Annotated in this window: 16 protein-coding genes; 2 read left to right on the top strand and 14 right to left on the bottom strand. The window is 42.7% G+C overall.

The window, feature by feature from the left end:
- Nucleotides 1-26 precede the first annotated feature (26 nt).
- Entirely contained in the window at nt 27-7,508 is a 7,482-nt protein-coding gene (gene sov / locus HMPREF9447_RS16135) for a T9SS outer membrane translocon Sov/SprA (protein ID WP_044138230.1), read from the top strand.
- Between the two features lie 68 nt (nt 7,509-7,576).
- Nucleotides 7,577-8,578, top strand: coding sequence for a DUF3843 family protein (locus HMPREF9447_RS16130; protein WP_009130818.1), 1,002 nt, complete (start codon nt 7,577-7,579; stop codon nt 8,576-8,578).
- A 71-nt stretch (nt 8,579-8,649) separates the two neighbouring features.
- Here HMPREF9447_RS16130 and HMPREF9447_RS16125 read toward each other — a convergent pair whose 3' ends face one another.
- The 14 genes from HMPREF9447_RS16125 to HMPREF9447_RS16060 all read right to left on the bottom strand — a co-directional run bounded on the left by HMPREF9447_RS16125 (nt 8,650) and on the right by HMPREF9447_RS16060 (nt 25,376).
- On the bottom strand, nt 8,650-9,204 hold the full coding sequence (locus HMPREF9447_RS16125; protein ID WP_009130817.1) for an RNA polymerase sigma-70 factor: 555 nt from the start codon (nt 9,202-9,204) through the stop codon (nt 8,650-8,652).
- 80 nt (nt 9,205-9,284) lie between these two features.
- The gene (locus HMPREF9447_RS16120) at nt 9,285-10,625 is read right to left on the bottom strand and encodes a TRAP transporter large permease (RefSeq protein ID WP_009130816.1); all 1,341 of its coding nucleotides are present in this window, start codon (nt 10,623-10,625) and stop codon (nt 9,285-9,287) included.
- Nucleotides 10,622-11,080 (bottom strand): TRAP transporter small permease, encoded by a 459-nt coding sequence (locus HMPREF9447_RS16115; RefSeq protein ID WP_009130815.1) that lies wholly within the window; start codon nt 11,078-11,080, stop codon nt 10,622-10,624. The genes HMPREF9447_RS16120 and HMPREF9447_RS16115 overlap by 4 nt, the downstream gene beginning before the upstream one ends.
- 2 nt (nt 11,081-11,082) lie before the next feature.
- Nucleotides 11,083-12,150 (bottom strand): TRAP transporter substrate-binding protein, encoded by a 1,068-nt coding sequence (locus HMPREF9447_RS16110; protein ID WP_009130814.1) that lies wholly within the window; start codon nt 12,148-12,150, stop codon nt 11,083-11,085.
- Between the two features lie 6 nt (nt 12,151-12,156).
- Entirely contained in the window at nt 12,157-12,795 is a 639-nt protein-coding gene (gene dhaL, locus HMPREF9447_RS16105; protein WP_009130813.1) for a dihydroxyacetone kinase subunit DhaL, read from the bottom strand.
- Between the two features lie 11 nt (nt 12,796-12,806).
- Nucleotides 12,807-13,805, bottom strand: coding sequence for a dihydroxyacetone kinase subunit DhaK (locus HMPREF9447_RS16100; RefSeq protein WP_009130812.1), 999 nt, complete (start codon nt 13,803-13,805; stop codon nt 12,807-12,809).
- 31 nt (nt 13,806-13,836) lie between these two features.
- Entirely contained in the window at nt 13,837-14,220 is a 384-nt protein-coding gene (locus tag HMPREF9447_RS27460) for a cupin domain-containing protein (protein WP_009130811.1), read from the bottom strand.
- Between the two features lie 75 nt (nt 14,221-14,295).
- Nucleotides 14,296-15,297 (bottom strand): hypothetical protein, encoded by a 1,002-nt coding sequence (locus tag HMPREF9447_RS16090; protein ID WP_148374836.1) that lies wholly within the window; start codon nt 15,295-15,297, stop codon nt 14,296-14,298.
- Between the two features lie 44 nt (nt 15,298-15,341).
- Nucleotides 15,342-15,791 (bottom strand): RpiB/LacA/LacB family sugar-phosphate isomerase, encoded by a 450-nt coding sequence (locus HMPREF9447_RS16085; RefSeq protein ID WP_009130809.1) that lies wholly within the window; start codon nt 15,789-15,791, stop codon nt 15,342-15,344.
- A gap of 12 nt (nt 15,792-15,803) precedes the next feature.
- The gene (locus HMPREF9447_RS16080) at nt 15,804-16,460 is read right to left on the bottom strand and encodes an aspartate/glutamate racemase family protein (RefSeq protein ID WP_208860738.1); all 657 of its coding nucleotides are present in this window, start codon (nt 16,458-16,460) and stop codon (nt 15,804-15,806) included.
- Nucleotides 16,461-16,603: 143 nt separating this feature from the next.
- A complete protein-coding gene (locus tag HMPREF9447_RS16075; RefSeq protein ID WP_009130807.1) occupies nt 16,604-18,310 on the bottom strand; it encodes a GH39 family glycosyl hydrolase in 1,707 nt (568 codons plus the stop codon).
- 16 nt (nt 18,311-18,326) lie between these two features.
- Complete coding sequence (locus tag HMPREF9447_RS16070) at nt 18,327-20,504, bottom strand: glycoside hydrolase family 3 C-terminal domain-containing protein (protein WP_167549123.1); 2,178 nt, start codon at nt 20,502-20,504, stop codon at nt 18,327-18,329.
- A gap of 40 nt (nt 20,505-20,544) precedes the next feature.
- A complete protein-coding gene (locus tag HMPREF9447_RS16065; RefSeq protein WP_009130805.1) occupies nt 20,545-22,104 on the bottom strand; it encodes a RagB/SusD family nutrient uptake outer membrane protein in 1,560 nt (519 codons plus the stop codon).
- A gap of 11 nt (nt 22,105-22,115) precedes the next feature.
- A complete protein-coding gene (locus HMPREF9447_RS16060; protein WP_009130804.1) occupies nt 22,116-25,376 on the bottom strand; it encodes a TonB-dependent receptor in 3,261 nt (1,086 codons plus the stop codon).
- Nucleotides 25,377-25,538: the final 162 nt, after the last annotated feature.

The following is a 25,538-nucleotide window of genomic DNA, read 5'->3' as shown; positions in this document are numbered from 1 at the left end:
TGAAAGCATCATACAATTGAATACACATGAAGTCTTCATACATACGACATATAATCTGGTTATTACTGCTGTGGCTAACGCCCAGCAGTTTTGTCGTTATGGGACAGAATACACAACAAAGCACAAATGTAACTAATCCACAAGAGGCAACAACTGCACAAGATACTATCCCTCCCCGATACTCCGTTCGCAAAACCGTGCCAGGTACACTAAAGGACCTTTCGCCCCGCCCTGCCGACCTGCAATCGCCCATGAACCTGCGGACAGAGGCGGAGTATGATGCGAAGACGGACAAATACTTCATACGTACCAAACTGGGAAACAACGAGATTGGTGTGCCGATGATACTCACCCCTGAAGAATATCTGGACTGGACACTGAAACAATCCATGCAAGCATATTACCGTCAGAAGAATGGAGAACAAATCGGTAAAGGAAAAGAAGCCTTCGACTTTATGGATATGAAGTTCAACCTTGGCCCGGCGGAGAAGCTTTTCGGTCCCGGTGGGGTGCAGATACGCACGCAAGGTAATGCGGAACTTAGTTTCGGCATGAATTACAAGAATGTGAAGAATCCTTCGCTCCCCGAAAGCCAACGCAAGACGCTTGGCTTCGACTTCGATGAGAAAATCAATATCAACGTCAACGGAAAGGTGGGCGATAAGGTGAACCTGAACATGAACTACAATACGGACGCTACATTTGATTTTGACACCAAACAACTAAAACTGAAGTATGAAGGAAAGGAAGATGAAATCATCAAACTGATTGAAGCGGGAAATGTGAGCATGTCTACCAACAACTCACTGATACGGGGGGCATCGGCTCTGTTCGGTATTCGCACGGATTTACAGTTTGGCAAATTGAAACTGCAAGCAGTCATCAGCCAACAAGAGAGTGAAGCCAAGACTGTGACAAGCCGCGGTGGCGCACAAACCACCACTTTCGACTTCTCTGCCGATAACTACGAAGAGAATCGCCATTTCTTCCTCGCACATTATTTCCGGGATACGTATGACAGGAATCTGGCTCAACTTCCGAATATTCTTTCGGGAGTTACGATTAACCGCATCGAAGTATGGGTGACCAATAAGCGGAATAACTACGATAATCCGAGGAACATCGTAGCACTGACCGACCTTGGAGAAGCTTTTCACATAGGCAATACCACTGCTTGGCAAGGAACGGGAAATCCGTCCAACCCAACATCGAATGTCAATGCGCCCGCCAACAGTGCCAACAGTCTCTATGCGCAGATGATTAGCCAGTATGCTGCTGCCCGAGACATCAGTCAGGTGAGCAACACCATGAACGGCATCCCAGGTGTAGAAGGCGGCATGGATTACGAAAAGATAGAAAGTGCCCGCCTGCTCACTTCCTCGGAATATACACTGAACAGCAAACTGGGTTATATCTCGCTGAAACAAACCTTGCAACCCGATGAAGTATTGGCAGTAGCCTTTGAATTTACGCTTGGAGGAAGAAGCTACCAGGTGGGGGAATTTTCTTCGGACATCAAGGAGACAGGGCAGAGCCTGTTCGTGAAACTATTGAAGAATACCGCCAACTCTCCCGACGCCGCCTGCTGGGACCTGATGATGAAGAACGTTTACAGCCTCAATGCTTACTCGGTGCAGAAAGAAAAATTCCAGTTGAACATCACCTACCAGAGCGATACGACAGGAGTGTATCTGCGTTATATACCCGAAGGTAAGATTGCCCGAACACCTCTGTTACGCGTCATGAACCTCGACCGTCTGAACAGCCAGAACCAGACAGGCGCAGATGGTTTCTTCGACTTTGTAGAGGGGTATACGGTAACGGCATCCGATGGTCGTATTTACTTTCCTGTAGTGGAACCTTTCGGCAGTCACCTGCGCAAGGCTATCGGGAACGATGCGCTGGCAGACAAATATGTGTTCCAGGAACTATATGACTCCACCCGCACCGTGGCACGGCAGACGGCAGAGAAGAATAAATACCGCCTGACGGGAGAATACCGTGCCTCGAATGCAAACGAGATACGGCTGGGAGCCATGAACATTCCGCAAGGGTCAGTACGGGTGACAGCAGGCGGCATGACGCTGATGGAGAATTCAGACTATACAGTGGATTATACACTGGGCGTGGTCACCATCCTCAACCAAAGCATTATTGATGCAGGCACCGCCATCAGCGTAAACCTGGAAAGCAACACGCTCTACAGCATGCAGCGCAAAACGATGATGGGACTGAATTTCACCTACGACTTTTCGCAGAACTTCTCCTTCGGCGGAAGCATCATGCACCTCAGCGAGAAGCCGTTGACGAGTAAAGTGGCAATGGGTGACGAGCCGCTCTCCAATACACTGTGGGGGCTGAATGCCTCGTGGAAAAAGGAAAGCCAGTGGTTGACGAACATGCTGGATAAGTTGCCTTTCGTCACCGCCACCGCACCCAGCAGTATCAACCTTGGTGTGGAATTTGCCCATCTCATCCCGGGGCATGCCAAAGGCCTGCAACAAAATGCCTCGTACATCGACGATTTCGAGAGCACGCAAAGCGGCATCGACCTGCGCCAACCGTCGTACTGGATGCTGGCAAGCACGCCTTACAACCCTTCCTCATCTGCCCTTTTCCCGGAAGCATCGCTCAGCAACAATATCGCCTACGGTAAAAACCGGGCACTGCTGGCGTGGTATCACATCGACGGACTCTTCACCCGCCGCAATTCCTCACTAACACCCACGCACATCAAGAACGACCTCAACCAACTCAGCAACCATTACGTGCGCGAGGTGTACGAACAGGAACTCTTCCCGAATAAGGAGACGCCTTATCAAGAATCCGCCGCCATGAACGTGCTGAATCTGGCGTACTACCCACAGGAACGGGGACCATATAATCTGGATACAGACCTAAATGCCGACGGCACATTGCGTAACCCTGAAAAGCGTTGGGGCGGCATGATGCGTAAACTGGACACAAGTGATTTTGAAGCGGCGAACATTGAATATGTCACGTTTTGGCTGCTCGACCCCTTCATCTATGAGGAGGGGGGTAGTAACCCTGCTGGGGTGCAGGAGCGGACCCCTGCACGGAACATTTCCGGAGGCTATCTCTACCTCAATCTCGGTGAAGTATCCGAAGATATCCTGAAAGACGGCAAGAAGTTTTTCGAGAACGGTCTGCCCATTGATGGAGACGTAACTAAGACCGAAGAAACTGTCTGGGGACGTGTACCGCGCGACCGTAGCGTGGTATACGCTTTCGACAACGCTGCCGGTGCCCGTCGTCGTCAGGATGTCGGTCTAAACGGACTTTCAACCGATGATGAGCGCACTTTCCCAACCTATCAGAAATATCTGTCGCAAGTGCAAGGGCTGGTTGATACTGAAACCTATCAGAAGTTCTACAACGACCCCTCGGGCGACAATTATCATTACTTCCGCGGAAGTGACTATGACCGGGAAGAACGCAGCATTCTGGAACGCTACAAGTACTACAACAACACCGAAGGCAACTCCACCGCTTCGGAAGACTCCCCGGAAAGATATGATATTTCCTCAAAGACCGTGCCCGATGTGGAGGACATCAATCAGGACAACACCCTGAATGAAACAGAGAAGTATTTCCAGTATAAAATCCACCTCGCCCCCGCTGACCTGAAAGTAGGACAAAACTACATCACAGACAAGCGAACCGTCAGCGTCCGCCTGCGCAACGGACAGACGGAAGAGGTGAGCTGGTATCAGTTTAAAGTACCCGTACGTAGTGGTGAGGCCGTGGGAAGTATAAAAGATTTCAAATCCATCCGCTTCATGCGCATGTTCCTGACCGGATTTGAGAAACCCGTCGTGCTGCGCTTTGCCACGCTGGAATTGATACGCGGTGAGTGGCGCACCTATACCGATGCGCTGAACAATACCCAACAAGGCGTCTCCACCACAAGCTCCGCCACACTCGAAGTGTCCGCCGTCAACATTGAAGAAAACGGCGACCGCACCCCGGTGAATTATATCATGCCTCCGGGCATCTCCCGCGTCATCGATCCCGGACAGCCGCAACTACGCCAACAGAACGAGCAAGCCATGAGCCTGAAACTTGAAAAGCTGGCTCCCGGTGATGCCCGTGCCGTCTACAAAAACACCAGTATGGACATGCGCCAATATAAACGCCTGCAAATGTTTGCCCATGCCGAAGCCCTGCCCGATCTCACTACCGACCCGCAGGACGGTGAATTGTCGGTATTCATCCGTCTCGGCTCGGACTATCGTGGCAACTATTATGAATATGAAATTCCCCTCACCCTCACCCCACACGGAGAATACAACGGAAGCACCACCGCCGGATGCCTCGCCGTCTGGCCCAAAGCTAACAATCTGGACATCGACCTCAGTGTGCTCACCAATGTAAAGAAAGCCCGCAACCGCCTGAAGAATATCTCGAATAGCGGTGTAACCTACGCCAAGGTCTACTCAGAGTATGACCCCGACAAACCCGCCAACAAGATAAGCGTGATTGGCAACCCCTCACTGGCAGAAGTCAAGACCCTGATGATTGGTGTGCGAAACAATGCCCGCACCGTCAAGTCGGCAGAGATTTGGGTGAATGAACTTCGCCTCACCGAGTTCAACGAAGATGGCGGCTGGGCGGCACAAGGTAACCTCAATGTGCAACTTTCCGACATCGGCAGCATCAATCTTGCCGGACACGTGGAAACGGCAGGCTTCGGCGGACTGGAACAAAGCGTCAGCGAACGCCGGCTGGACGATTACTATCAGTACAGCTTCACCACCACCTTCGACCTCGGACGCTTCTTCCCCAAGAAAGCCAAGTTGGCCGCACCCATCTATTTCTCCTATTCCAAAGAAGCCACCACTCCCAAATATAACCCGCTTGACAAAGATATGCTACTGGATGACGCCCTCGATGCCTTCAGCACTGACTGGGAACGCGATTCGCTGATGAACATCGCCCGTGAGATAACAACTTACCGCAACTTCAGCCTCAGCAACGCCCGTCTGAGCATCATCAGCAAGAACCCGATGCCTTACGACCCGGGTAACTTCACTTTCAGCTATTCCCGTTCCCTGCGCCACAATCAGGGCAGCACCACTGCCTACGAAAATGAAACTGACTGGCGTGCTGCCATGACCTACAATTATGCACCCGTCTATCGCCCATGGGAACCCTTCAAAAGGATGGAAAGCAAATCCCCGTGGATGCGTTTCGTCAAAGAGCTCAACCTGAACTGGCTGCCCCAAAGCATCGCCTTCAATACCGACATGACGCGCCATTATTATGAACTCCAGCTCCGTGACCTCGAAGCCCTCACCTCCGGAATATCCGTAGACAACGGGGATACAGGTATTGAAGGCATTCCTATCTCCATCGCCAAAGAGTTTCTCTGGAACCGTGACTTCGCTCTGCGCTGGGACCTGACGAAGAATCTGCGCCTCAACTTCACCTCCGCCACCCATGCCGAGATTGAAGAACCCTACGGCGTAGTGAACAAAGATCTCTACCCTGATGAATACACCGCATGGAAGGATACCGTACGCCGCAGTTTATTATCACTCGGTCGCCCTATCGACTTCCAGCAAACGTTCAATGCCACCTATAAACTTCCGTTCGACAAATTCCCCATCACCGACTGGATCAGTGCCGACCTCCGTTTCGCCTCTTCCTACAACTGGGATCGTGGCGTTTCTCTATCCGATGGTATAGAGATGGGAAACACTGTCAGCAATCAACGCAGCATCGACGTCAACTCTCGCTTCAATCTTGAAGCATTCTATAACAAAATACCCTATCTGAAGAAGGTGAACCGTCGCTTCTCCGCCTCCTACCGCAAGCCTACTTCGACTAAAGAGCAAAAGCCCCGCCGCTTCGACAAAGAAATACAACTACGGGCAGATACCACCCTGACCATCAACCACGGCATGAACTCCCGCCGTCCCAAAGTCAGCGCCCTCACAGTAGACGGACGCCGTTATCCTGTGCGCTACAAGGTTCTGAATGCCAATTCTCTCCGCATCGACACACAGGACACGGCACGCATCAAACTCACCGTTATCCCCGGTCCCAATCCGGAAGATGGCTGGTGGTATAAGTTCGGTCAGCACACTGCCCGCTTGGCCATGAGTGTGCGCAATTTTAGTTTTACTTATAAAAATACGTATGCCATGACCCTCCCCGGTTTCCGTCCCGAAGTGGGCGACATGTTCGGGCAGAAGAAACACGGAGGCTTCCTCGCCCCGGGAATGGACTTTGCCTTCGGCTTCACTGGCGACGGCTACATCGACCGCGCCCTGCAAAACGACTGGCTCATCTGCAATGACTCCGTCGTCAGTCCTGCCAGCAGCAATGCCCTCGAAGATTTGCAACTGCGCATCTCCCTCGAACCGATACGCGACCTCAAGATAGACCTGACAGCCAATCGTACCCGCAACCGCAGTCGTGAAATGCAATATATGTTCGAGGGAATGCCGGACACCCGCAGTGGCAATTTCTCCATGAGCATCATCTCCATAGGCAGCGCCTTCGAACGCCACAGCGCAAGTGATGGCTACCATTCCGGCACCTTTGAGCGTTTCCGCAACAACCTCGATGTCATCCGTAATCGTGTGGAAGCCCAGTTCCTTGGCAGCCAATACCCACAAGGCAGCACCCTTGCAGGAAAGTCCTTCGACCCGGCAAACGGAACCATCAGCAAGCATTCACCCGATGTCATGATACCAGCCTTCCTCTCCGCCTACACCGGAAGGAGTGCCCGTAACTCTGCCCTCGACTTCTTCCCCAGCCTATTCTCCATGATGCCGAACTGGCGTGTCACCTACACCGGACTCACCAAGATAGCCTGGTTCAAGAAGAACTTCCGCAGCGTAAACCTGAACCATGCCTATCGGAGCACCTACAGTGTAGGCAGCTACAACACCTTCCAAAGTTTCATGAGCTATATGGGCGACATCGGCTTCGTGGAAGATGTGCAAACGGGAAATCCTATCCCTTCATCACGTTTCGATATAAGTATGGTATCCATCAACGAGCAATTCTCACCACTCATCGGTATGGACGCCACCCTCAAAAACGGCCTCACCGCCAAAGTGGAATATAAGACCAGCCGCATCCTCAACCTCAGTATGAGTGCCTGTCAACTGGTGGAAACCGCATCCCGCGACTTTGTTATCGGCCTGGGATATAAAATTATAAACTTCAACCTCTTCAGCCGCCGCAACGTGAAGGACAGTAAAAACCGTATCAGTCATGACCTCGCCCTGCGTGCCGACATCTCATTCCGCAATCAGTCCGCCCTCTGCCGGGACATCCAGCAAGGCTTTGCGCAAGCCACTAACGGCAACAAAGCCCTGAAGATTTCCTGTTCGGCAGACTACACTCTGAGCCGCCTGTTAACCCTGCGCCTCTACTACGACCGCCAGCAGAACACACCGTTAGTATCTGCCAGCTCCTATCCGGTGGTCAGTGCTGACTTCGGTTTCAGCATGAAATTCTCACTAACACGGTAAATATTTTCGACGAGCCGGGGATAAGTTCGAGGGAAAGCCCTATCTTTGTAGAATTAACAACAAACAATATGAAACAAGCAAGAATTTACATGAAGCGTTGGTTAGGAGCTAACGAACGCAGCAAACAAGTATCGACAGACTCCTGGTATCTGGGCTTCTCCGACCAACTACTTTCCTTAATTGACCAATCTCCTTTATACAGTAAAAAGTTTGAAGAAGAGAAAGTGGATGCAGCCGTTTCGCTAACCCTTTATCTACAAGATGCCATCGCCCAATCCGGCGGTTGGAAAGAGTTCTCGGATGCATACCATAGATTATATAAATCTTATCTGCCTTTCTATAAATTGACAGATTCATACGTCCCCGATGAAATCAACGTAGAGGACATCTCATTTGTCCTATGGACACTCCTCTCCCGGTATGCTGTTTTCGAGGAAGATGAAGTAATTATCCAGAACCCTCACGACCCCGATTTAGTGAATCTCAGCCAGAAGGTATATGACGCAATGGATGCCTCTTTTGAAGAAGCTCCCATTTGTAGTGAACCATCGACTCCGATTTGGGTGATGGGACTGGACTTACTGGAAATGGATATGGTACCACTTCCTGAGATAAAACCCGGAATGCCACTCAAAAAAGATGTAGAAAGTTGTCTGGCATACAGCAAAGGAGAACCCTTACTTTATTTTGCCACTTATGATGAACTACGCAAGTTCTTTGTAGAAGAGTTGAAATGGGCTAATAAGGATGAGAATCTGTTACCCGAATTAAGAGATGAAAGGAATTTCGTTATTTATGCCAATGCCAAAGGTATGCTGGTAGGCCCAAACACTTCCTATTGTTTCTGCGATCCTAATAACCCGACTTACGATGCAGCAAAGGCCGCAACCCAAGGATATAATTTATTCACTTATCCGGGTGCCTGCCCTTTTGATGTTCTAAAATACGGTATGGCAAAAGGTTTATTCCCCGACCTGCAACTTCCCTTCCCCGGTGGAAAAGAGGTGCTGCATGAGTATTGGGACTTCATTGCACGATATTTCTTGTGTGAATATTACGAAGGAGAGTGAGGGTAATTATGAATAGTTAGTGATTAGTAGTGTGCCAACACGCTGCATAGTACTAATCACCAACTACTATCTCATAACCACAATATTAATGGAAGATAATCTTTCAACTTCACTCTCAATATTCTCAGAGACTGAGAGATCCGATAAGCTACAGTTTTGAATGAAACCCCTGTCATTTCCGCTATCTCATTATAAGTTAAATTTTCAAATCGATTCAATTCAAAAGCTTCCCGATAATCTGCAGGCAACTCACTTATAGCTTTAGAAATTAAATTGAGAATCTCACCTTCTATATAGAAATCAGGATCTTCAAACATTTCCTTATACTTCTCATATAATCTTTCATGTACACGTTGTCGCATTTGCAGATGAGCTATTCTATTCAAGCATTTGTTCTTAACAGCAGAAAACAAAAGAGACTTTAAAGACAATTCAGGAATAAGAATATGGTGATTTTCCCATAGCCAAAGCATAACATCTTGAATAATCTCCTCACAATCCGACTCATCCACATACTGGGAAGCAAATACAAATAGCCCCCTATAGTATTGGCCATAAATAATGTCAAAAGCCTGTACATCTCCAGCTTTCAACTTTTCCAAAATTTCTCTATCTTCGTTTACCACTAGTGTTTTCCTTCGTATAGAACAAATTTAAGCAATTATATCATAAGCAAATAATAAAACAACGTAATTAACACAATTTCTCACCCCATCAGTGACGGCAGTACAGTAGAGACAAATGGTATGTATGTAATCAATAACTGCACAATCATCATTACCATCAGAAAACGAAAAACATAAGGAAGCATTTCATTGATAGTAGTTTTGCCTACTCCACTTGCCACAAATAGAGTACTCCCAACTGGGGGAGTCACAAGACCTATAATCATATTAGAAACAACAAGCACTCCAAAATGTACAGCGGATAATCCTGTGCCCATTCCAATAGCCTCGCTTACAGGTAGCAATACAGGAACTACAATCAATAATCCTGGAGCCACATCAATAAACATACTGATAAAAAATAAAGCAATATTCAATAAAGCAAGAATAATAATTTTTTTCCAGAAGAAATAAGTTTCAGGTGATAAATCAACACTGAAGAAACTAATAATACTATCACTTGAAGATATTAAGGCATTAGATATTATTACAGGTATTTGTCCTATACTCAATGTCCACGCAAACAGACTCGCACACGCCAACAAAAAGCTAAGAGCAGCCGTAGTTTTCGCAGCAGCAACAAACAGACTTGGAAGATTCTTTATTTTTATTTGTCGATAGATAATCATACTCACCAGCAAAGCATACAAAACTGCTACAGCCGATGCTTCTGTAGCAGTAAAGAGACCTCCCATAATTCCCCCAAAGATAATAAGCATTAGCAAAATCACCCATATAGATTTAGCAGTACATCTTATTCGCTCTTTCAAACAGGTTTTCTCCTCAACTACCACATTAAATTTCTTCGCATATCTGCTAGTTACAATCATTAGCCCGATTCCAATCAATATTCCAGGTACAATTCCACCTACAAAAAGTTTTTCTATAGAAACATTAGCAATGGTTCCATACAAAAGAAGCGCAATACTAGGTGGTATCAAAGCTCCTGTTGTCCCTGCACAAGCTGATAATGCAGAAGAAAACGGACGCGGATATCCATTACGTTCCAATGCAGGTATCATCATTCCTCCAATTGCAGCACAAGTTGCGGCAGAAGCACCGGAAACTGCACCAAACAACTGAGATGCCACAATAGTTACAAAGGGCAGACCACTTTTTTTATGCCCTAAAAATGATTTTACAAATGAAATCAGACGCATTGATAATCCACCTTGGCTCATAATTTCACCTGCAAGGATAAAAAAAGGAACCGCCAAAAATGAATAGAAATTAGATAATGAACGAGTCGTTTCCAAAGCTACCATTATAGGGTTAATATCCGCATAAAGCAAAGCAGCCAATGAAGACAATAACATGCAGAATGCTATCGGCACATTAAATAGTAGCAAAACAAGAAAAGTTATTAATAATACAGCTGTCATAAATTTGAAGTTTTAAAACTGGATATTATATCAGTAATACAATAAATCAACATGAATACACATCCCACCGGACAAGCCCCATATATCCAAGCACGGCTAAACTCCATAGCAGGCATAATCCAATCCGCAATACCTTCGGTCACTTCTACACTCCAGAAAAACAAGACACAGATACCAACCAAAGTAATACTCTTGTTGACAATTATGAATATTTTTTTCCATCGGCCCTTAGCGACTTGTTCTATATAGTTAAAAGAATAATGCAAATGTTCACGTATAGCAACAGCTGCTCCTAGAAAAGTAAGCCACAACATCAACGACTGTGTCAACTCATCTGCCCAATAGATTGAAAAATTAAGGCAAAAACGACATAGTACATTAATCGCCATAATAAATGACATTACTCCTAAAATAACAAATAAGAGGTAATCTAAAACGATATTAATATATTTCATAACTATTTATTATCAAAAGATTCGTTACGTATATTCATTATATCAAAAAGCAATTCTTCTGACTCCATCGGATACCTATCACTGAATTGCTCGATAACCTTATTAGCCCTGGTAATAAAAGGAGTCTTATCTTTAATCTCATTGACCATAACCCCATGTTTTTGCATTTCACATAGCGACTCTTCGGTAGTATGCTTCCAAATTTCATCGAACTTCTGCTGAGAGATAATAATGGCTTCATTTATTCTTTTTTGATACTTAGGCTCCAAAGATGCAAACCACTTGGCATTAGCTATCAGAATATGTTGATTGGCAAAATGCTCGGTTAAAGTAAACTGATTACAACCAGCCTCATAGTATTTATAAGACATAAAGATTCTGGCACTATTTTCCGCTCCATCCACAACTCCAGTCTTCATTGATTGAAAAAGTTCCGAAAAAGGAATCGGGGTAGCAGTAGCTCCAATAGCATTAATGGAATTTATCATAACCGGACTCTCCATAACCCGTATCTTAAGCCCATGAAAATCACGAGGACTCTTTACTTCTATGCTGTCAACCGGATATTTATAGAACAGGTTACGGAATCCTGTACTATAAAAGCTCAGACCATGTAAATTGAATCTAGCCAAACGTTGAAGAAACTTTCTGCCTATTTCACCATTTAATACTCTTGCATGTTGTTCCTCTGTAACAAACAGATAAGGCAAATCTAAAATACTATATGCAGGATCAATCGTAGTTAGAATTGACGAATTAACCTGAACCATTTCGAGTACATCAAAATAGCAACTCTCTAATAATTGTCGTTCAGAGCCTACAGTTCCCTGATCATAAAAAATAACCTTTATCTCCCCAGCTTCGATTTCCCCATCAGGTGAAGCTTTCTCCAATTCATTACGAAAAAGATTGGAAATTTCCCATATCCTGCTATCCGGCTTTAATTCATTGGAAAGACGGAACACCAGTTTGGGAGTATTTTCCACAGGTTCACTTTCCTGATTCGAAGTGCATCCAGACAGTAATAACAAAGGGAGTACGAATAAATATAATCGACTATTCAACTTCATAAAATATCATTTTAAAACAGATGCTACAGATTCAAACATAGCCTTCAGTATTATATAACAAGAGGTAGCTCCCGCATCTAGCACTCCTAAGGAACGCTCGCCCAGCCTGGCAGCTCGCCCTATCCGAGCAATCATATCCCTTGTTGACTCTTTACCCGTTTCTGCAGCAACTGTAGCAACTTTCAATGCTTTCCTAAATTCTTTTGAAATATCCCACTCTCTTTTGAAAGCAACCGTAGCCGGTTCCATGGTATCTATCAATGTCTTATCCCCTATTTTAGCTCCGCCAATATCTTTGACACCTTCAAGAGCACTCTCTAACATTTGAGAGAAAGAGTCAGCATTTATTTCCGATACATCCTTAATTGCAAAAGCACACTTGCGAAAGAAAGTACCATAAATAGGTCCCATTGATCCGCCTACTTCCAACAAAAGAGTATCTCCCAATATCTGCATTGCTGTTGTAAATGATTGGCTGGCAAATATACGTTCACCAGCCATAGTGAATCCCTTATTCATATTTATTCCATGATCTCCGTCACCTATTTGGCCATCAATATCACTCAAGTATACTTTGTTAGCTTGGATAGCATTGATAATATCTATTACAATACCTGCATTATGATCATTATAAAAGTATTCCATATCCTTTGAATTTATAATTGTTTAAACGAAACTGCATTTGTCTCTAAGTCTATCAATTCCGTTATTTCTTTATCAAGTTTAAGAATGGTTAGCGTAACTCCCATCATATCGAGTGAAGTAAAGTAGTTGCCTACATATGAACGATGGATATGTATTTTATGCATATCCAACGATCGGCGCACCTCATTGAAGAATATATATAATTCCATCACAGGCGTACTCCCCAAACCGGACACGAGAACCACTACTTCACTCTCTTCTTCTATCAGTATATCATCAAGAATCTTTTCCGTACAGACCTCGGCCATTTCTTTGGCAGTCATTAGTTCAGTGACCTTTATTCCCGGCTCTCCATGATGACCAATCCCTAACTCCATATAACCGGGTACTATGGAAAAATTGGGCTTGCCCACTGCTGGTATAGTACAAGGGGTTAACCCTATCCCTATACTACGAGTATTATCAATTGTTCTTTGAGTTACTTGCACGATTTCATCAAGAGTGCCTCCCAAGGCAGCCTTAGCACCTGCCGTCTTCCACATTAAGATTTCCCCAGCTACTCCTCTCCTTTTTTCTCTTTCACTCTTAGGAGCAGATGCTACATCATCATTAGCGACCACTGTTCTAACTACAATGCCTTCTTCTTCAGCAAGCATACGAGCCATTTTCACGTTCATATTATCACCGGAATAATTTCCATAAAGACACGCCACCCCATGACCCGAATCAGCTTCTCTGATAGCATCAAGAAATGCTTTTGCCGTAGGAGACGAAAATATTTCACCAACTGCTACAGCATCTATCATATTTTTACCCAAGTAGCCGATAAAAGCAGGTTTATGGCCAGAACCTCCACCCGTCACAATCCCAACTTTACCAGAAACAGGAGCCTGATTATATTTCAAAACACGAGGATTTTGAGTTCTGCTGACAATATCTTCATGCGCAGCGATAAAACCCTCTAACATATCTTCTACCACATGATCAGCATTATTTATAATTCGTTGCATATATACTATCCTTTAAATTAATTGATAAATGTTATTCGGGGAATACTACTTGTTCATGGAATTCATAATCTGCTAAAGTAGCCTGAGGTGTAAAGAAACAAACTACTTTCATATCCACCTCTCCCGTATTCCTAAGCATATGTATAGATTTTTTAGGAAATAAAACCGCAGTACCTTTACAGACATCATATATATATCCATTAATATATGTTTTCCCACTTCCATCGACAATATAAATTACTTCTTCTTTTTCCGGATGTGAATGTGCTGGAGTTACTGTACAACCGGGTTTTATTACAACCACATTCATTGAAAAAGCTTCAGACACATTCTGTTCCGGTGTAAAAAGCCATTGAAGATCTCTTCCTGGAAGATGCTGTACTTCCACCTCATTTTCACATACTATATTTTTCATTGAGTTATTTATTAATCAGTTCTACGAATCAGTTTATAATTTTTTTAAGTCCACACCAGTCATAAAAGCAAAACATCACTTATATAGAGCTCCCTGTCTCAGACAATATAATGCTGCCTCACCCTTAAGTTGATTGGCACTGAGTATATAATCCTCATCCAAATAGTGAAATATTTGAGTTTGGGTTGTCCCAGTGCCTTTCTCTATGCAATAACGTCTGAATTTATTCCCTTCTCGCACCATACAAAACAAATCTAAAGAAGCTACACCAGCCCTATTCCCGACAACCACAACAGGAATTCCTGCCAATCTTCCGGAACTCAAGCCATGCCCAAAAGCTAAAGGAGCATCATAGATTCTTTTCCAACCGGTGGATAACAATTTATAAATATTCAAAGAATCACCATGAAAAGGTTCTATAGTCACCAACTCATCTTGTCCATCTCCATCCATATCTATAAAAATAAATTCGCTAACTTCTTTATCGAAGACTTGTGTAACTCTTACTTCATGCCCCTCCGGACAAAGAGAAAATATTCCTTCGGTACCTGATACGCAAACAACCTCTTTTTCATGTAAAACGGTTTTCAGCATACCATGATTGCGAAAGATATTCCCCATTATCTTTTCTGCGTTCCACATTGGCTGAAAGAGATCCGTTAATATAGTAAGAAATACTTCTCCAGCCTCCGACCAGTCAGTCGGTTCCCGCTTACATTTGCTTACAGTCGATGTAAAAAGATAATTTATCTGATTTTTATGAAGAATCTCACACCGATGTGCAAAAGGTAAATGCAATACTTTCTCTACATTCCAAATATCCCCTGAACGGGTATGCCGATAAACTCCGGCATCTTTTCCCTGAAAAGGTGGAAAAAGCCCCATTACAGAAACAAGCATATCACTCCTACCTGGAACAGGAATCAGACTCATCATTCCTCCAGGAGCTATTCCAGCCTCTGTTTTATTCAATGAAGGATAAGTTATCAAATATGGATTCCCTGACTTTTCTGGTCCCATACCAATATAAAATTTACTACCTAAAGGAAAAGCATTGACCGTATAAATATCAGGCATATCAAACAATTTCGTTTTCCTAAACATGGCAATTCTTTGAATAATTATTCAGACTTCATATACTCACTCTCAATGGAATAGATACGCTGTATCTTTACCTCAGAACGCCCACCATGTTCATATCGCAGTTCCAGCCAGTGGAGAACAATCTGTTTTACCACCTCTATCCCAAGCACCTGAGCTCCCAAAGCTAAAATATTTGCGTTATTGCTTAAAATAGAACGTTCTACTGAATAATTATCAGAACATACCACTGCATAGGCTCCAGGAACTTTATTAGCAGCTAAGCACATCCCCAAACCTGTTCCACAGAGTAAAATTCCTCTTTCACATTCTTTGGAAGAAACGGCACGAGCTACCAATAAAGCAGTATTTGCATAAATAGGATCCCCTCCTCCATAATCCACGACTTCATACCCCTGGGCAACAATATTCTCTTTTAGTATATTTTTCAACTCAAGAGCATTGGGGTCACAACCGATTGCAACTTTCATATCATTATCCTTTTATAAAGCATCCAACATCTGTTTCACTCTTTCAAATCCAGTACGCCCACTATTATACACAGGCACTTTAGTATTAACAAGCATCGGTTCCAATGCACTCATAGATACCTGTGCAAGAACAATTGCATCTACTGTTTCAGACAAACGGTCTATTTGAGTTAATAGCAAACGGTTATGTAAATCAACTTCCCCCTGTTTTATAGCTTCAAATGCTTCCGAGCAAAGTATAGTCGTAACTTCAATCTCCTTCCCACTTTCTGCCGCCGCTGTATAAAGTAACCTTTCCGAAGCGGGAATAGTAGTAGGGACAGTAGCCAATAGTCCTATGCGTTTTCCCTGATTTACAGCTAGATCCATCATTGGACGATCTATCTGTAGTAACGGAACATTTATCATAGGACGTGCCAGTTCCACAGCCTGATTGAAAGTGGAACATGCCAGTAAAATCAAGTCGGCACCAGCCTCTTCAAGAAAATGAGCATATGTTGCAAACTTATAAAAGTTGCTTCTAGGAATCACACCTGGTTTAGAAGCAAAATTGGTATTCTGAATTGTATCATCCACCACGTGCGCCACGGTTACATCAGGAATAATATCATCAATAAAGGGCTGGACTGACTTGCTTGATATAAGGGCAGCATGAATAATACCTATCATTTTTTTATTTGAATTTTCCATAATTATATACTTTAAAATAAACATTATTTTTCGAAATAAAGAGAATAAGTTCCCTTGGCAGCCCTAAAATAAGTCTGCCAACAAAACTTTTATCTAGAAAAACCTAAAAAGAAATACTTCCTTTACCAAGTCAATTTAATGAGTGATACTCCTTGACGAGGCAACGAAAAATCCACAGTGATTTTTCCACCAATCACATCCTTCCAAACAGGTGAAGAATACATTTGTAACTGTCCGCTACGCTCTAATATTTCCAATTGTTCCGGTGAAGGATTTTGAGGTTCACCCATTGCCTTCCATACTTCATAAGAATTACTAAACTGATCATCAATCCGATAATGTGTCACTAGTACACGTCGTCCGGTCATGTTCTTTACATTGATACTTATATCAGAAGACGGAGCAGAGAGATCATCATCATGATAATTCCATACCATAACAGCAACACTATTATTATCGGTACTCGCAATACTATTAATATCAGCAGTCCTCCTTACACTATTCTTGCACATTTCATCCGCGGATAAAGGTGCGGAAGATTTAACGGTAACCAAATCCCCCTTCATCATACCAAACATACGGAATACATTCAGTACAGGTTTATCTATGCCATTGGTTGCCAAATCACGAAAGCCTGCATACCATGCCTGATTTTCAAACTCGAATGACCATGAAACAGCACCAATAAAATTAACCCCATACTTCCTTGCCAGTTCATATTTGCGGGCAAAAGAAGCAGCCGTATAGCTGGAATACATGGTTCCGTTACGATATGCATTTTGCGGATGATGTTCAATAGAGCAAGCTGCACAACCTTCCGGATCAGATTCTCCGATAATAATAGGCAGATGTTTCAATTCCGGGAATGAAGCCACAGCTTCAAATCCCTTGGAGATATTAAGCAGTTGACGTCCAATATTCATTTGAACACGATTATCTACTACACGAGGACCGCCTTTAGCATGAAAACCAACATAATCCAATGGGGAACCAATCTTTCCCGTTGCATAGTTCTTGCCACGTACACAATGTTCAAGGAAACGGCGCAAGAAAGCATTAGCACTTTCATTACTTGGATCTGTACTATGTGGTCCTCCTATACGTGCTCTCGGAAAAGCTTTTTTAAGGCCATCAGCTGCATAGTCATAAAGTTTACAATACTCTTCGAAAGTTCCTTTCCAATAACCAATATTAGGCTCATTCCACACTTCCCAATACCAAGAAGCGACTTCATTTTCACCATATCTTTCAACGCAGTGCTTAACCCACTGGCACACAAGTTCGCGCCATTTATTATAATCTTTTGGTGGATATGCCCAACCTGTATAAATATCATTGTATGCATTAGCAGGACTCCAATTATGCTGATAAGGATCAGGCTTGACAGAAAGTGCTTTGGGCATAAATCCAATTTCTACCAAAGGTTTCATTCCACGAACAATAAAAGTATCAAAAATACTATCCACAATGGTCCAATCATATATAGGACGCCCTTTCTTATCTTCGGTATAAGCATTGGTCGAACCCCATTTTAATGCCGGAGTTCCATCACCCGTAGTCAAAAGATTATGTACACGCACATTAACCGGAGTATAGCTCATCTCAGACAACTCGGTAAGAAGTTTTTGGCCATCCTTCATATAGGTATAATTGGGTTCATCATATCCAAACCATGCCCAAATAGGTTTCATAGGTTCTATCTTTTTCTGTACATCAACTTCGAAAGTGATAGTCTGTGCGGACTGCATTTCTTGAGCCACTGAACAGAAATTGACACATATAAAACAACAGAAAATAAAACTCTTAATTATAGAATGGAGATATTTCATATTTTTTTAATTTTATTTAGTTGACTATTAATTTACTTTGAAGCCTGATATCATCACTGGCACTTCCCAAAAGAATCTCAAAACTTCCGGGTTCTACTAAAAAGTCTCCAATAGATTCATCATAAAAAGCAAGGGACTTAACCGGAAGCATCAGCCGGATTTCTTGTTCTTCATTGGGTTGAAGAGCTATTCTCTTAAAACCACGGAGTTCTTTAGTCGGGCGTACCACTTTCGCTTTCACATCTCTTACATAGAGTTGAACCACCTCTTCTCCTGTTCTCTTTCCCATATTCTTTACTTTTAAGACCACCGAAACAGTATCATTGACTGATACAACGGGAGAAGATATTTGTAAATCCGAATAATGGAATTTTGAATAGCTTAAGCCATGCCCGAAAGCAAAAAGTGGTTTTTTCTTTAAATACATATAAGTGAATCCCTTAGAGATATCATATTCATCAGTAGAGGGAACCTGCTCATCAGACGCATACATTGTATAAGGAAGTTTTCCTCCAGGATTGTAATCTCCGAAAAGTACATCAGCAATAGCATTTCCTCCCTCATCTCCAGGCCACCAAGCTTGTAAAACAGCCGGTATATTCTTTTTAACTTCAGGAACTGCAACAGGACCGGCACTCATAAGTACCACTACCACTTTCTTATTAACCTCATAAACCGCCTTTACCAGTTCATTCTGATTTCCGGGAAGAACCAAAGTTTTGCGATCACGTCCTTCAACTTCAATATCTGCCGTGGTACCAACGAACAAGAAGACCACATCACTATTTCTTGCCATCTCAACCGCTTTTTTCATTTCAGCCTCTTTATCGAATCGAGGTGGAATGGGTTGGCCTTTACGTACCTTTACCGGAGTTATCTGAGCTCCTTTACAATAAAGCACTTCCACGTTATTCCCTACAGCGTTTTTAATTCCCTGTAAGGGGGTTACCGGATCTTTCGGAACTCCCCCATAATTACCCTGATTAAACAAATCAGCATACGGACCTATTACGGCAACGCGTTTAATGATGCTTCTATCTATCGGCAATAACTTCTTTTCATTCTTAAGCAAAACAATGGACTTACGCGCAGCCTCCAAAGACAAGTTCCTATGTTCTTTACAACCGATAACATCGGGGGAAATACGGCTATAGGGAACCGACTTAAAGTCATCAAATTCACCCAATCGAAAACGTACCAGCAAAACCCGGCGAAGAGCGTCATTCAATCTTTCTTCTGTCAAATAACCCTTTCTGAGAGCATCAGGAATATATTTTTCATATTCAGCATCCGAGAAATCACACCCTGCCATGATACTACGTCCAACAGCCTCTTCACATGAAATTTGACGCTGATGATGCCCCTCAACCATTGTTTTCACTCCGCCTAAATCAGATACTACAAATCCTTCATGTCCCCACTGATTCTTCAAAATATCAGTCAAAAGCAACTTATTTATATTATTAGGCACACCATTAATAGCATTATAAGATGCCATCACTGACTGTGCTTTGCCTTCTACAATACAATCTTTAAAATGGGGAAGCCAATATTCGTACAACATCCTTTCGGGAACCTGGGCACTGAGTTTCATCCGGTCTACCTCTACATTATTCACTGCATAATGTTTAAGGGTGGAAGCTAATTTAAGATAGTGAGAATCATCACCCTGCAGTCCCTTTACGTATGCCACCCCCATCCTTCCCGTATGATAAGGATCTTCACCAAAGATTTCATTAATTCTGCCCCAATAAGGATTACGGCTGATATTAATGACAGGAGAGCGGTAAATCAATCCTTTATGTTCACCACGAAACTCCGGATCTTGTTTCCAACCATTATATATGGCACGGGCTTCATCAGAAATAACAGTTGCTACACGATGAATAAGTTCAGTATCCCAAGTTGCTCCCAACGCAATACTTGTAGGAAAATTAGTAGTAGGTTCAGTCCATTTCACCCCATGTAAACATTGGTTCCATTGATCTGCCCGGATAGAAAAGCCATCAACAACCACTGTCTTGCCACGATGATTAAGCAACTGAGCTTTTTGTTCCAGGGTGAGCCGACTCATCAAGTCGGCTACTCTGGCTTCCATACTCATTTCCTGATTTAGAAAAGCTGGGTTATTTTGAATACCTATTGATTGTGCCGCAGCTCCCGTACTCAGGAATATGAGTACTAATAAGTTCATATATTTATATATGTTTATCATTCGTTTTCTATTTAAATAATTAATAACCGTCAAGCTGCTTCATATTAGGATTATTAGCAACTTCATTGGAAGGAAGTGGTTGCCGATGAGAAACTCCGACTACAAAATTTTTATAGTCCGGATCACGAGCTATCAGAGCAGCCAATCCTTCAGGAGTATTATAAAGTTCCCAACGCTTGATATCAAACCAACGTACACACTCACCATTAAGCTCCAGGACACGCTCTGTCTGTAAACGTGACAAGAATTTCTGTTTGTCATTTCCTATCTCAGGATAAGCCTCCTGTAAAGGACGCATCTGAGCACGTGCACGTACCCTATTAACATAAGTATAAGCATCTTCTGTATTTCCCAACTCATTCAGACACTCGGCATACATCAGCAAGACATCAGCATAACGAATTACCCGGAAATTCAATTGAGAATGCCGATCTTCCGTAGTACGGAAATCATCACGTGAATATTTACGATAATATACATCATTCCCCCATTTACCTTCAGCCCAGGTTTTGCCATAAAACTTTCCAGTTTCTTCATCAGGAAAATCAGTTGCCACATCCTTATATAAAAGACTAACGCGTAAACGAGGATCAAGCTTGCCATCAATCGTACGTTCTTTCTTATACTCATCTACTAACCACGGACGAGCAAGACCATCACGAAAACCGATTCCACTAAGTCCGAAAATAATAGAACGTTGATGCCCATTCGTCGCTCCTTTATCATCGCTTTCTCCACCATTAAGGGCATCGCTGAACTGAATTTCAAAGACTGATTCTATGTTATTTTCTGTCAAGTGAGAAAAATTATGTTTATAATTATCTACTAATCCATAGTACTTCTTTCCCTCACCTTCAACCAGCCAATATAATTGCTCTTTCGCTTTTTCCCATAAATGTTGTTGCATATAAGCACGAGCTAATAAAGCCTTAGCCGCCCCCTTAGTTATCCTGCCTTTTTCTGCTCCTGTCCATTCCTCCGGTAAAAGATTACTTGCTTCCAGCAAATCCTTCTCAACCTGCCCCCAGATCTCTGGTAATGTTACTTGTTGGGGTTGATCACCCGGATTCTGCAATTCGGTCACCAAAGGCACTTCTTCCCACAGCACAGCTAAATGGAAATAATTATAAGCACGATGGAAATAAGCCTGTCCCAAATAAGCATCCTTCTTTTTAGCATCAGCTATTTCAATACCAGGAACATAGGTCAGTACTTGGTTCGCACGGAATATTCCCCGGTAAGCTTCTCTCCAAATCACGGTCTGATTATTATCATGATTATAATCAGAATATATAAATTTAGTCCATTCACCGGTCTGTACCATAGGACTCATACTATACCCTTCATCAGAAAGAAGATCAAAACGCCAATGTAGATATCGATGCCAAGAACCTAACCGATAAAAGATGGCATAACAAGCATTCACTCCCAGTTGAGCATCTTTTTCAGTACGCCAAAATTCCTTAGTCGTGAGTTTGTTCGGATTAACGGTATCCAACAAATCAGGATTACATGCCTGATTAAGCAATGCACTTAATGTAAGGCCTAACAAACAAATTATTACATATATTTTTTTCATGGCACTAGATATTAAAATTGAAACTGAACTCCAAAGTTTATGGCAAAAGGATTCGGATAAGCTGCCACACCACGATAACCTTTGTTCCAGATATTATCTTTTCTGTATTCAGGATCTTGCATACTGAAACTGGAAATAGTAAGCAAGTTCTGACAGGTCACATATACCCGGCAAGTATTAAAATGAATTTTATGTAACAACTTCTCAGGGATAGTATAACCGATAGAAAGTGTTTTTAACTTTACCCAGCTACCATTTTCAAGCCAGTAATCACTGTCACGGCGATTCGTAATCTTCCCGGCGATAGGTCTCGGTATATTAGTCGGCCGTTCCGGTGTCCAGTAATTGAAATTCTTCAAATAATTACTGTCTCCATTTCCAGCAGCGTCAGCTCCAATCATGTATTGTTTAGTAGCATTAAATACATCCGAGCCAATATCCATAAACCAGTTCATCTTCAAATCAAAGTTCTTCCATGCAAAGCCCATATTTACACCGGCTTGGAAAAGAGAGTGGGGGGATCCCAATACCTGACGGTCGGCATCAGTAATCTTACCATCATCATTAAAATCAATATATTTGATATCACCCGGTTTAGCATCCGGTTGTATCACCTTTCCCTCTGAATTTTTATAAGATTGTATTTCATCGTCATTCTGGAATATACCATCAGTCTTTATCAGATAGAATTCTCCGATAGGCCGTCCCACAGCTGTACGTCCTTGTCCTGAAATAATATCTACCCGGCCATATCCCAAGCTGGTTACTTTATTCTTCACCGTAGAGAAATTAAGATTAGCATAATAAGAGAAATCCTTGCGTTTTTCGCGCCATCCAAGACTAAACTCAAACCCGCGGTTCTCTAATGATGCAGCATTTACCACCGGATTACCTGCACCATTACCTGTGGTCATTAAAATCGGCATGGCTGTAAGCACATCCTTAGTTTTGGATATGTAATAATCAGCCGAAAAAGTAAGCCGATTATTAAAGGCAGACGCATCAAATCCAAAATCAAGTTGAGTCTGTGACTCCCATTTAAGATTCTCATTTACAAGGTTCGTTTGGATAGCAGCATTCTGCTGTAACTGTTCCGTACCAAAAGTAGCAGCCAGGAATGTATTGATGACAGGAGCATAATCCCAGTAACCGATATTAAGGCTACCAAGTGTACCATAGCTTGCACGCACCTTTAAATCATCTACCCATTTCACCGGAGCAAAAAACCTCTCTTTACTGATTCTCCACGCAGCAGATATAGAAGGGAAATTACCCCAGCGGTTCTCTTTTTTAACTCTTGAAGAAGCATCGCGCCTGAATGTAGCTGTCAACAGGTATTTATCATCATAGGTGTAATTCAAACGCCCTAAATATGAAAGTAGTACAGCAACATTACGATATCCACCAGCTTGCGGCAAACTCGTACCTGCATCCATTACATCATAATACTTTCCACTGGAAGTCTGAAGAATATCCTGTATTTTACCGGAAATCTGATTATAAGTTTCCTTCTGGTAAGAATTACCTACCATTACATTTATGGCATGCTTTCCAAACTTCTCATCAAAGGTAAGTGTATTTTCAACCAAAGGTTTGTCAAACCGTCCCGAACTTTCACTAACATAAGAAGGCTGATAAGCCATATTCATACGCCAATCCCCTTCACGCCGGAGAGTTTTAGAATTATCAAAGTTCAGTTCATAACCGACATTCAGTTTATATTTTAAACTCTTCAGAATTGCTATCTCCCCCCATATAGTACCTCTAATTCTGAAATTTTTATTAGTCCGGTCTACAAGATCATCCTGGGCTATCGGATTATTACCTATATTATTATTCGTCTTCGGATCACCATAGCCATAACCGCCCGGATTCTCCGGATTATAAATAGGAACTACAGGAGCCATAGAAAGAGCATCCATAATAGTATTGGCAACAGTCGGATCGACCACATTATTACTTAAAGTCAAGGCTTGTCCCATGCTGAAAATTCCTTTTTTAGCATTTGTATTGACACGCACACTGAAGCGGTCATACCCTGAACCATAGAGTACACCTTTGTTTGTATAGTATTCTCCGGATACATAATAATTACCAGTCTCATTACCTCCGGAAAGACTCACATTATATTGCTGAATATTTCCAGTACGAATAATAGCATCCCACCAGTCTGTATCTACGGACAAATCATGCGACATTGTAGGTAATCCTGCATTTTGCCGAGCTACCGTATTTATTTTAGACCACTCCTCAGCATCTGCCAACTCAAAGGGTCGCGAGTAATGCTGAATAGCATAAGAAGCAGAAAAATCTACCTTTACAGCTCCATTAGTCCCTTTCTTAGTAGTAATAATGATCACTCCATTAGCAGCACGTGAACCATAGATTGCAGCGGCTGAAGCATCTTTAAGTACTTGCATAGACTCAATATCATTAACATTCATGTCGCGAATATCATTGGTAGGCAAGCCATCAATCACATACAACGGAGTATTGTTAGTAAAGTTACTGATACCTCGAATTGTTGCAAATCCCGTATCCCCAGGACGGGCATTCATGCTAATCTCGATACCCGGTACCATACCATTCATAGATTCAAGAACAGAAGTACTGGGAATTTCACCCATTGTTTTAGTATTAACAACAGAAATAGCTCCTGTAAGATCTTTCTTTTTCACAGTTCCATATCCGATCACCACTACTTCATCAAGACTTTGGTTATCCTCTTTCAAGGTAATAACGATATTCCGACGTTGCTTGACAGGGACATAGGCTGTGACATAACCTATGTAGCGCACCTGAAGCGTACTGTTTCCATCCGCTTCAATGGTAAATCGTCCGTCTACGTCAGTCACAGCGCCTATTGTGGTTCCTTCCACAAAAACAGTTGCTCCAATCACAGGGTTACCATTTTCATCTTTTACAGTACCAGTCACCTGTTTCTGCTGTTGTTGCATGGAAATAAAAGATTTCTCTTTGTTAAGAATTATCTTCTCATTAACAATGGTATAAGCAATATCCGTATTTCTGAAAAGCCGATTCAGTACATCAAAGAGAGAGAGTTGCTTCACCTCCAATGTTACTTTCCGATTTACATCCACATTTTCATTATCATAGATAAAAATAAAATCGGTTTGTTTTTCCACAGCTTCCAAAACATCTGCAATGGTTTCATTTTGCACACTAAAAGATACCTTCGTATTCTGTGCAAGTGTGTTTTCTGCGATAGCTCCTCCTATGAACAGAAATAAAAAGACTACAGTTAATCTCATGGTAAGAGGGATTTTATGGATAAAAAAACATAAATTATTCCTTAATCCATTTAAGGTTACAACATTATTCATATTTTTGAAATGGATTTTAAAGTTATTATTGGCTGCGTCAACAGCTGATTACTTGGATACGGGGAGATGCGTCAACATCTTTCCGTATTT

The sequence above is a fragment of the Bacteroides oleiciplenus YIT 12058 genome, assembly GCF_000315485.1.
GTDB classification, from domain to species: Bacteria; Bacteroidota; Bacteroidia; order Bacteroidales; family Bacteroidaceae; genus Bacteroides; species Bacteroides oleiciplenus.
Note: the sequence above shows the minus strand (reverse complement) of the source record. Positions and strands in the feature narration are given on the sequence as shown.

Coding starts and splice junctions, on each gene's coding strand:
- sov (WP_044138230.1), top strand. CDS start 27: ATGAAGTCTTCATACATACGACATATAATCTGGTTATTACTGCTGTGG.
- HMPREF9447_RS16130 (WP_009130818.1), top strand. CDS start 7,577: ATGAAACAAGCAAGAATTTACATGAAGCGTTGGTTAGGAGCTAACGAA.
- HMPREF9447_RS16120 (WP_009130816.1), bottom strand. CDS start 10,625: ATGACAGCTGTATTATTAATAACTTTTCTTGTTTTGCTACTATTTAAT.
- HMPREF9447_RS16115 (WP_009130815.1), bottom strand. CDS start 11,080: ATGAAATATATTAATATCGTTTTAGATTACCTCTTATTTGTTATTTTA.
- HMPREF9447_RS16110 (WP_009130814.1), bottom strand. CDS start 12,150: ATGAAGTTGAATAGTCGATTATATTTATTCGTACTCCCTTTGTTATTA.
- dhaL (WP_009130813.1), bottom strand. CDS start 12,795: ATGGAATACTTTTATAATGATCATAATGCAGGTATTGTAATAGATATT.
- HMPREF9447_RS16100 (WP_009130812.1), bottom strand. CDS start 13,805: ATGCAACGAATTATAAATAATGCTGATCATGTGGTAGAAGATATGTTA.
- HMPREF9447_RS27460 (WP_009130811.1), bottom strand. CDS start 14,220: ATGAAAAATATAGTATGTGAAAATGAGGTGGAAGTACAGCATCTTCCA.
- HMPREF9447_RS16090 (WP_148374836.1), bottom strand. CDS start 15,297: ATGCCTGATATTTATACGGTCAATGCTTTTCCTTTAGGTAGTAAATTT.
- HMPREF9447_RS16085 (WP_009130809.1), bottom strand. CDS start 15,791: ATGAAAGTTGCAATCGGTTGTGACCCCAATGCTCTTGAGTTGAAAAAT.
- HMPREF9447_RS16080 (WP_208860738.1), bottom strand. CDS start 16,460: ATGATAGGTATTATTCATGCTGCCCTTATATCAAGCAAGTCAGTCCAG.
- HMPREF9447_RS16075 (WP_009130807.1), bottom strand. CDS start 18,310: ATGAAATATCTCCATTCTATAATTAAGAGTTTTATTTTCTGTTGTTTT.
- HMPREF9447_RS16070 (WP_167549123.1), bottom strand. CDS start 20,504: ATGAACTTATTAGTACTCATATTCCTGAGTACGGGAGCTGCGGCACAA.
- HMPREF9447_RS16065 (WP_009130805.1), bottom strand. CDS start 22,104: ATGAAAAAAATATATGTAATAATTTGTTTGTTAGGCCTTACATTAAGT.
- HMPREF9447_RS16060 (WP_009130804.1), bottom strand. CDS start 25,376: ATGAGATTAACTGTAGTCTTTTTATTTCTGTTCATAGGAGGAGCTATC.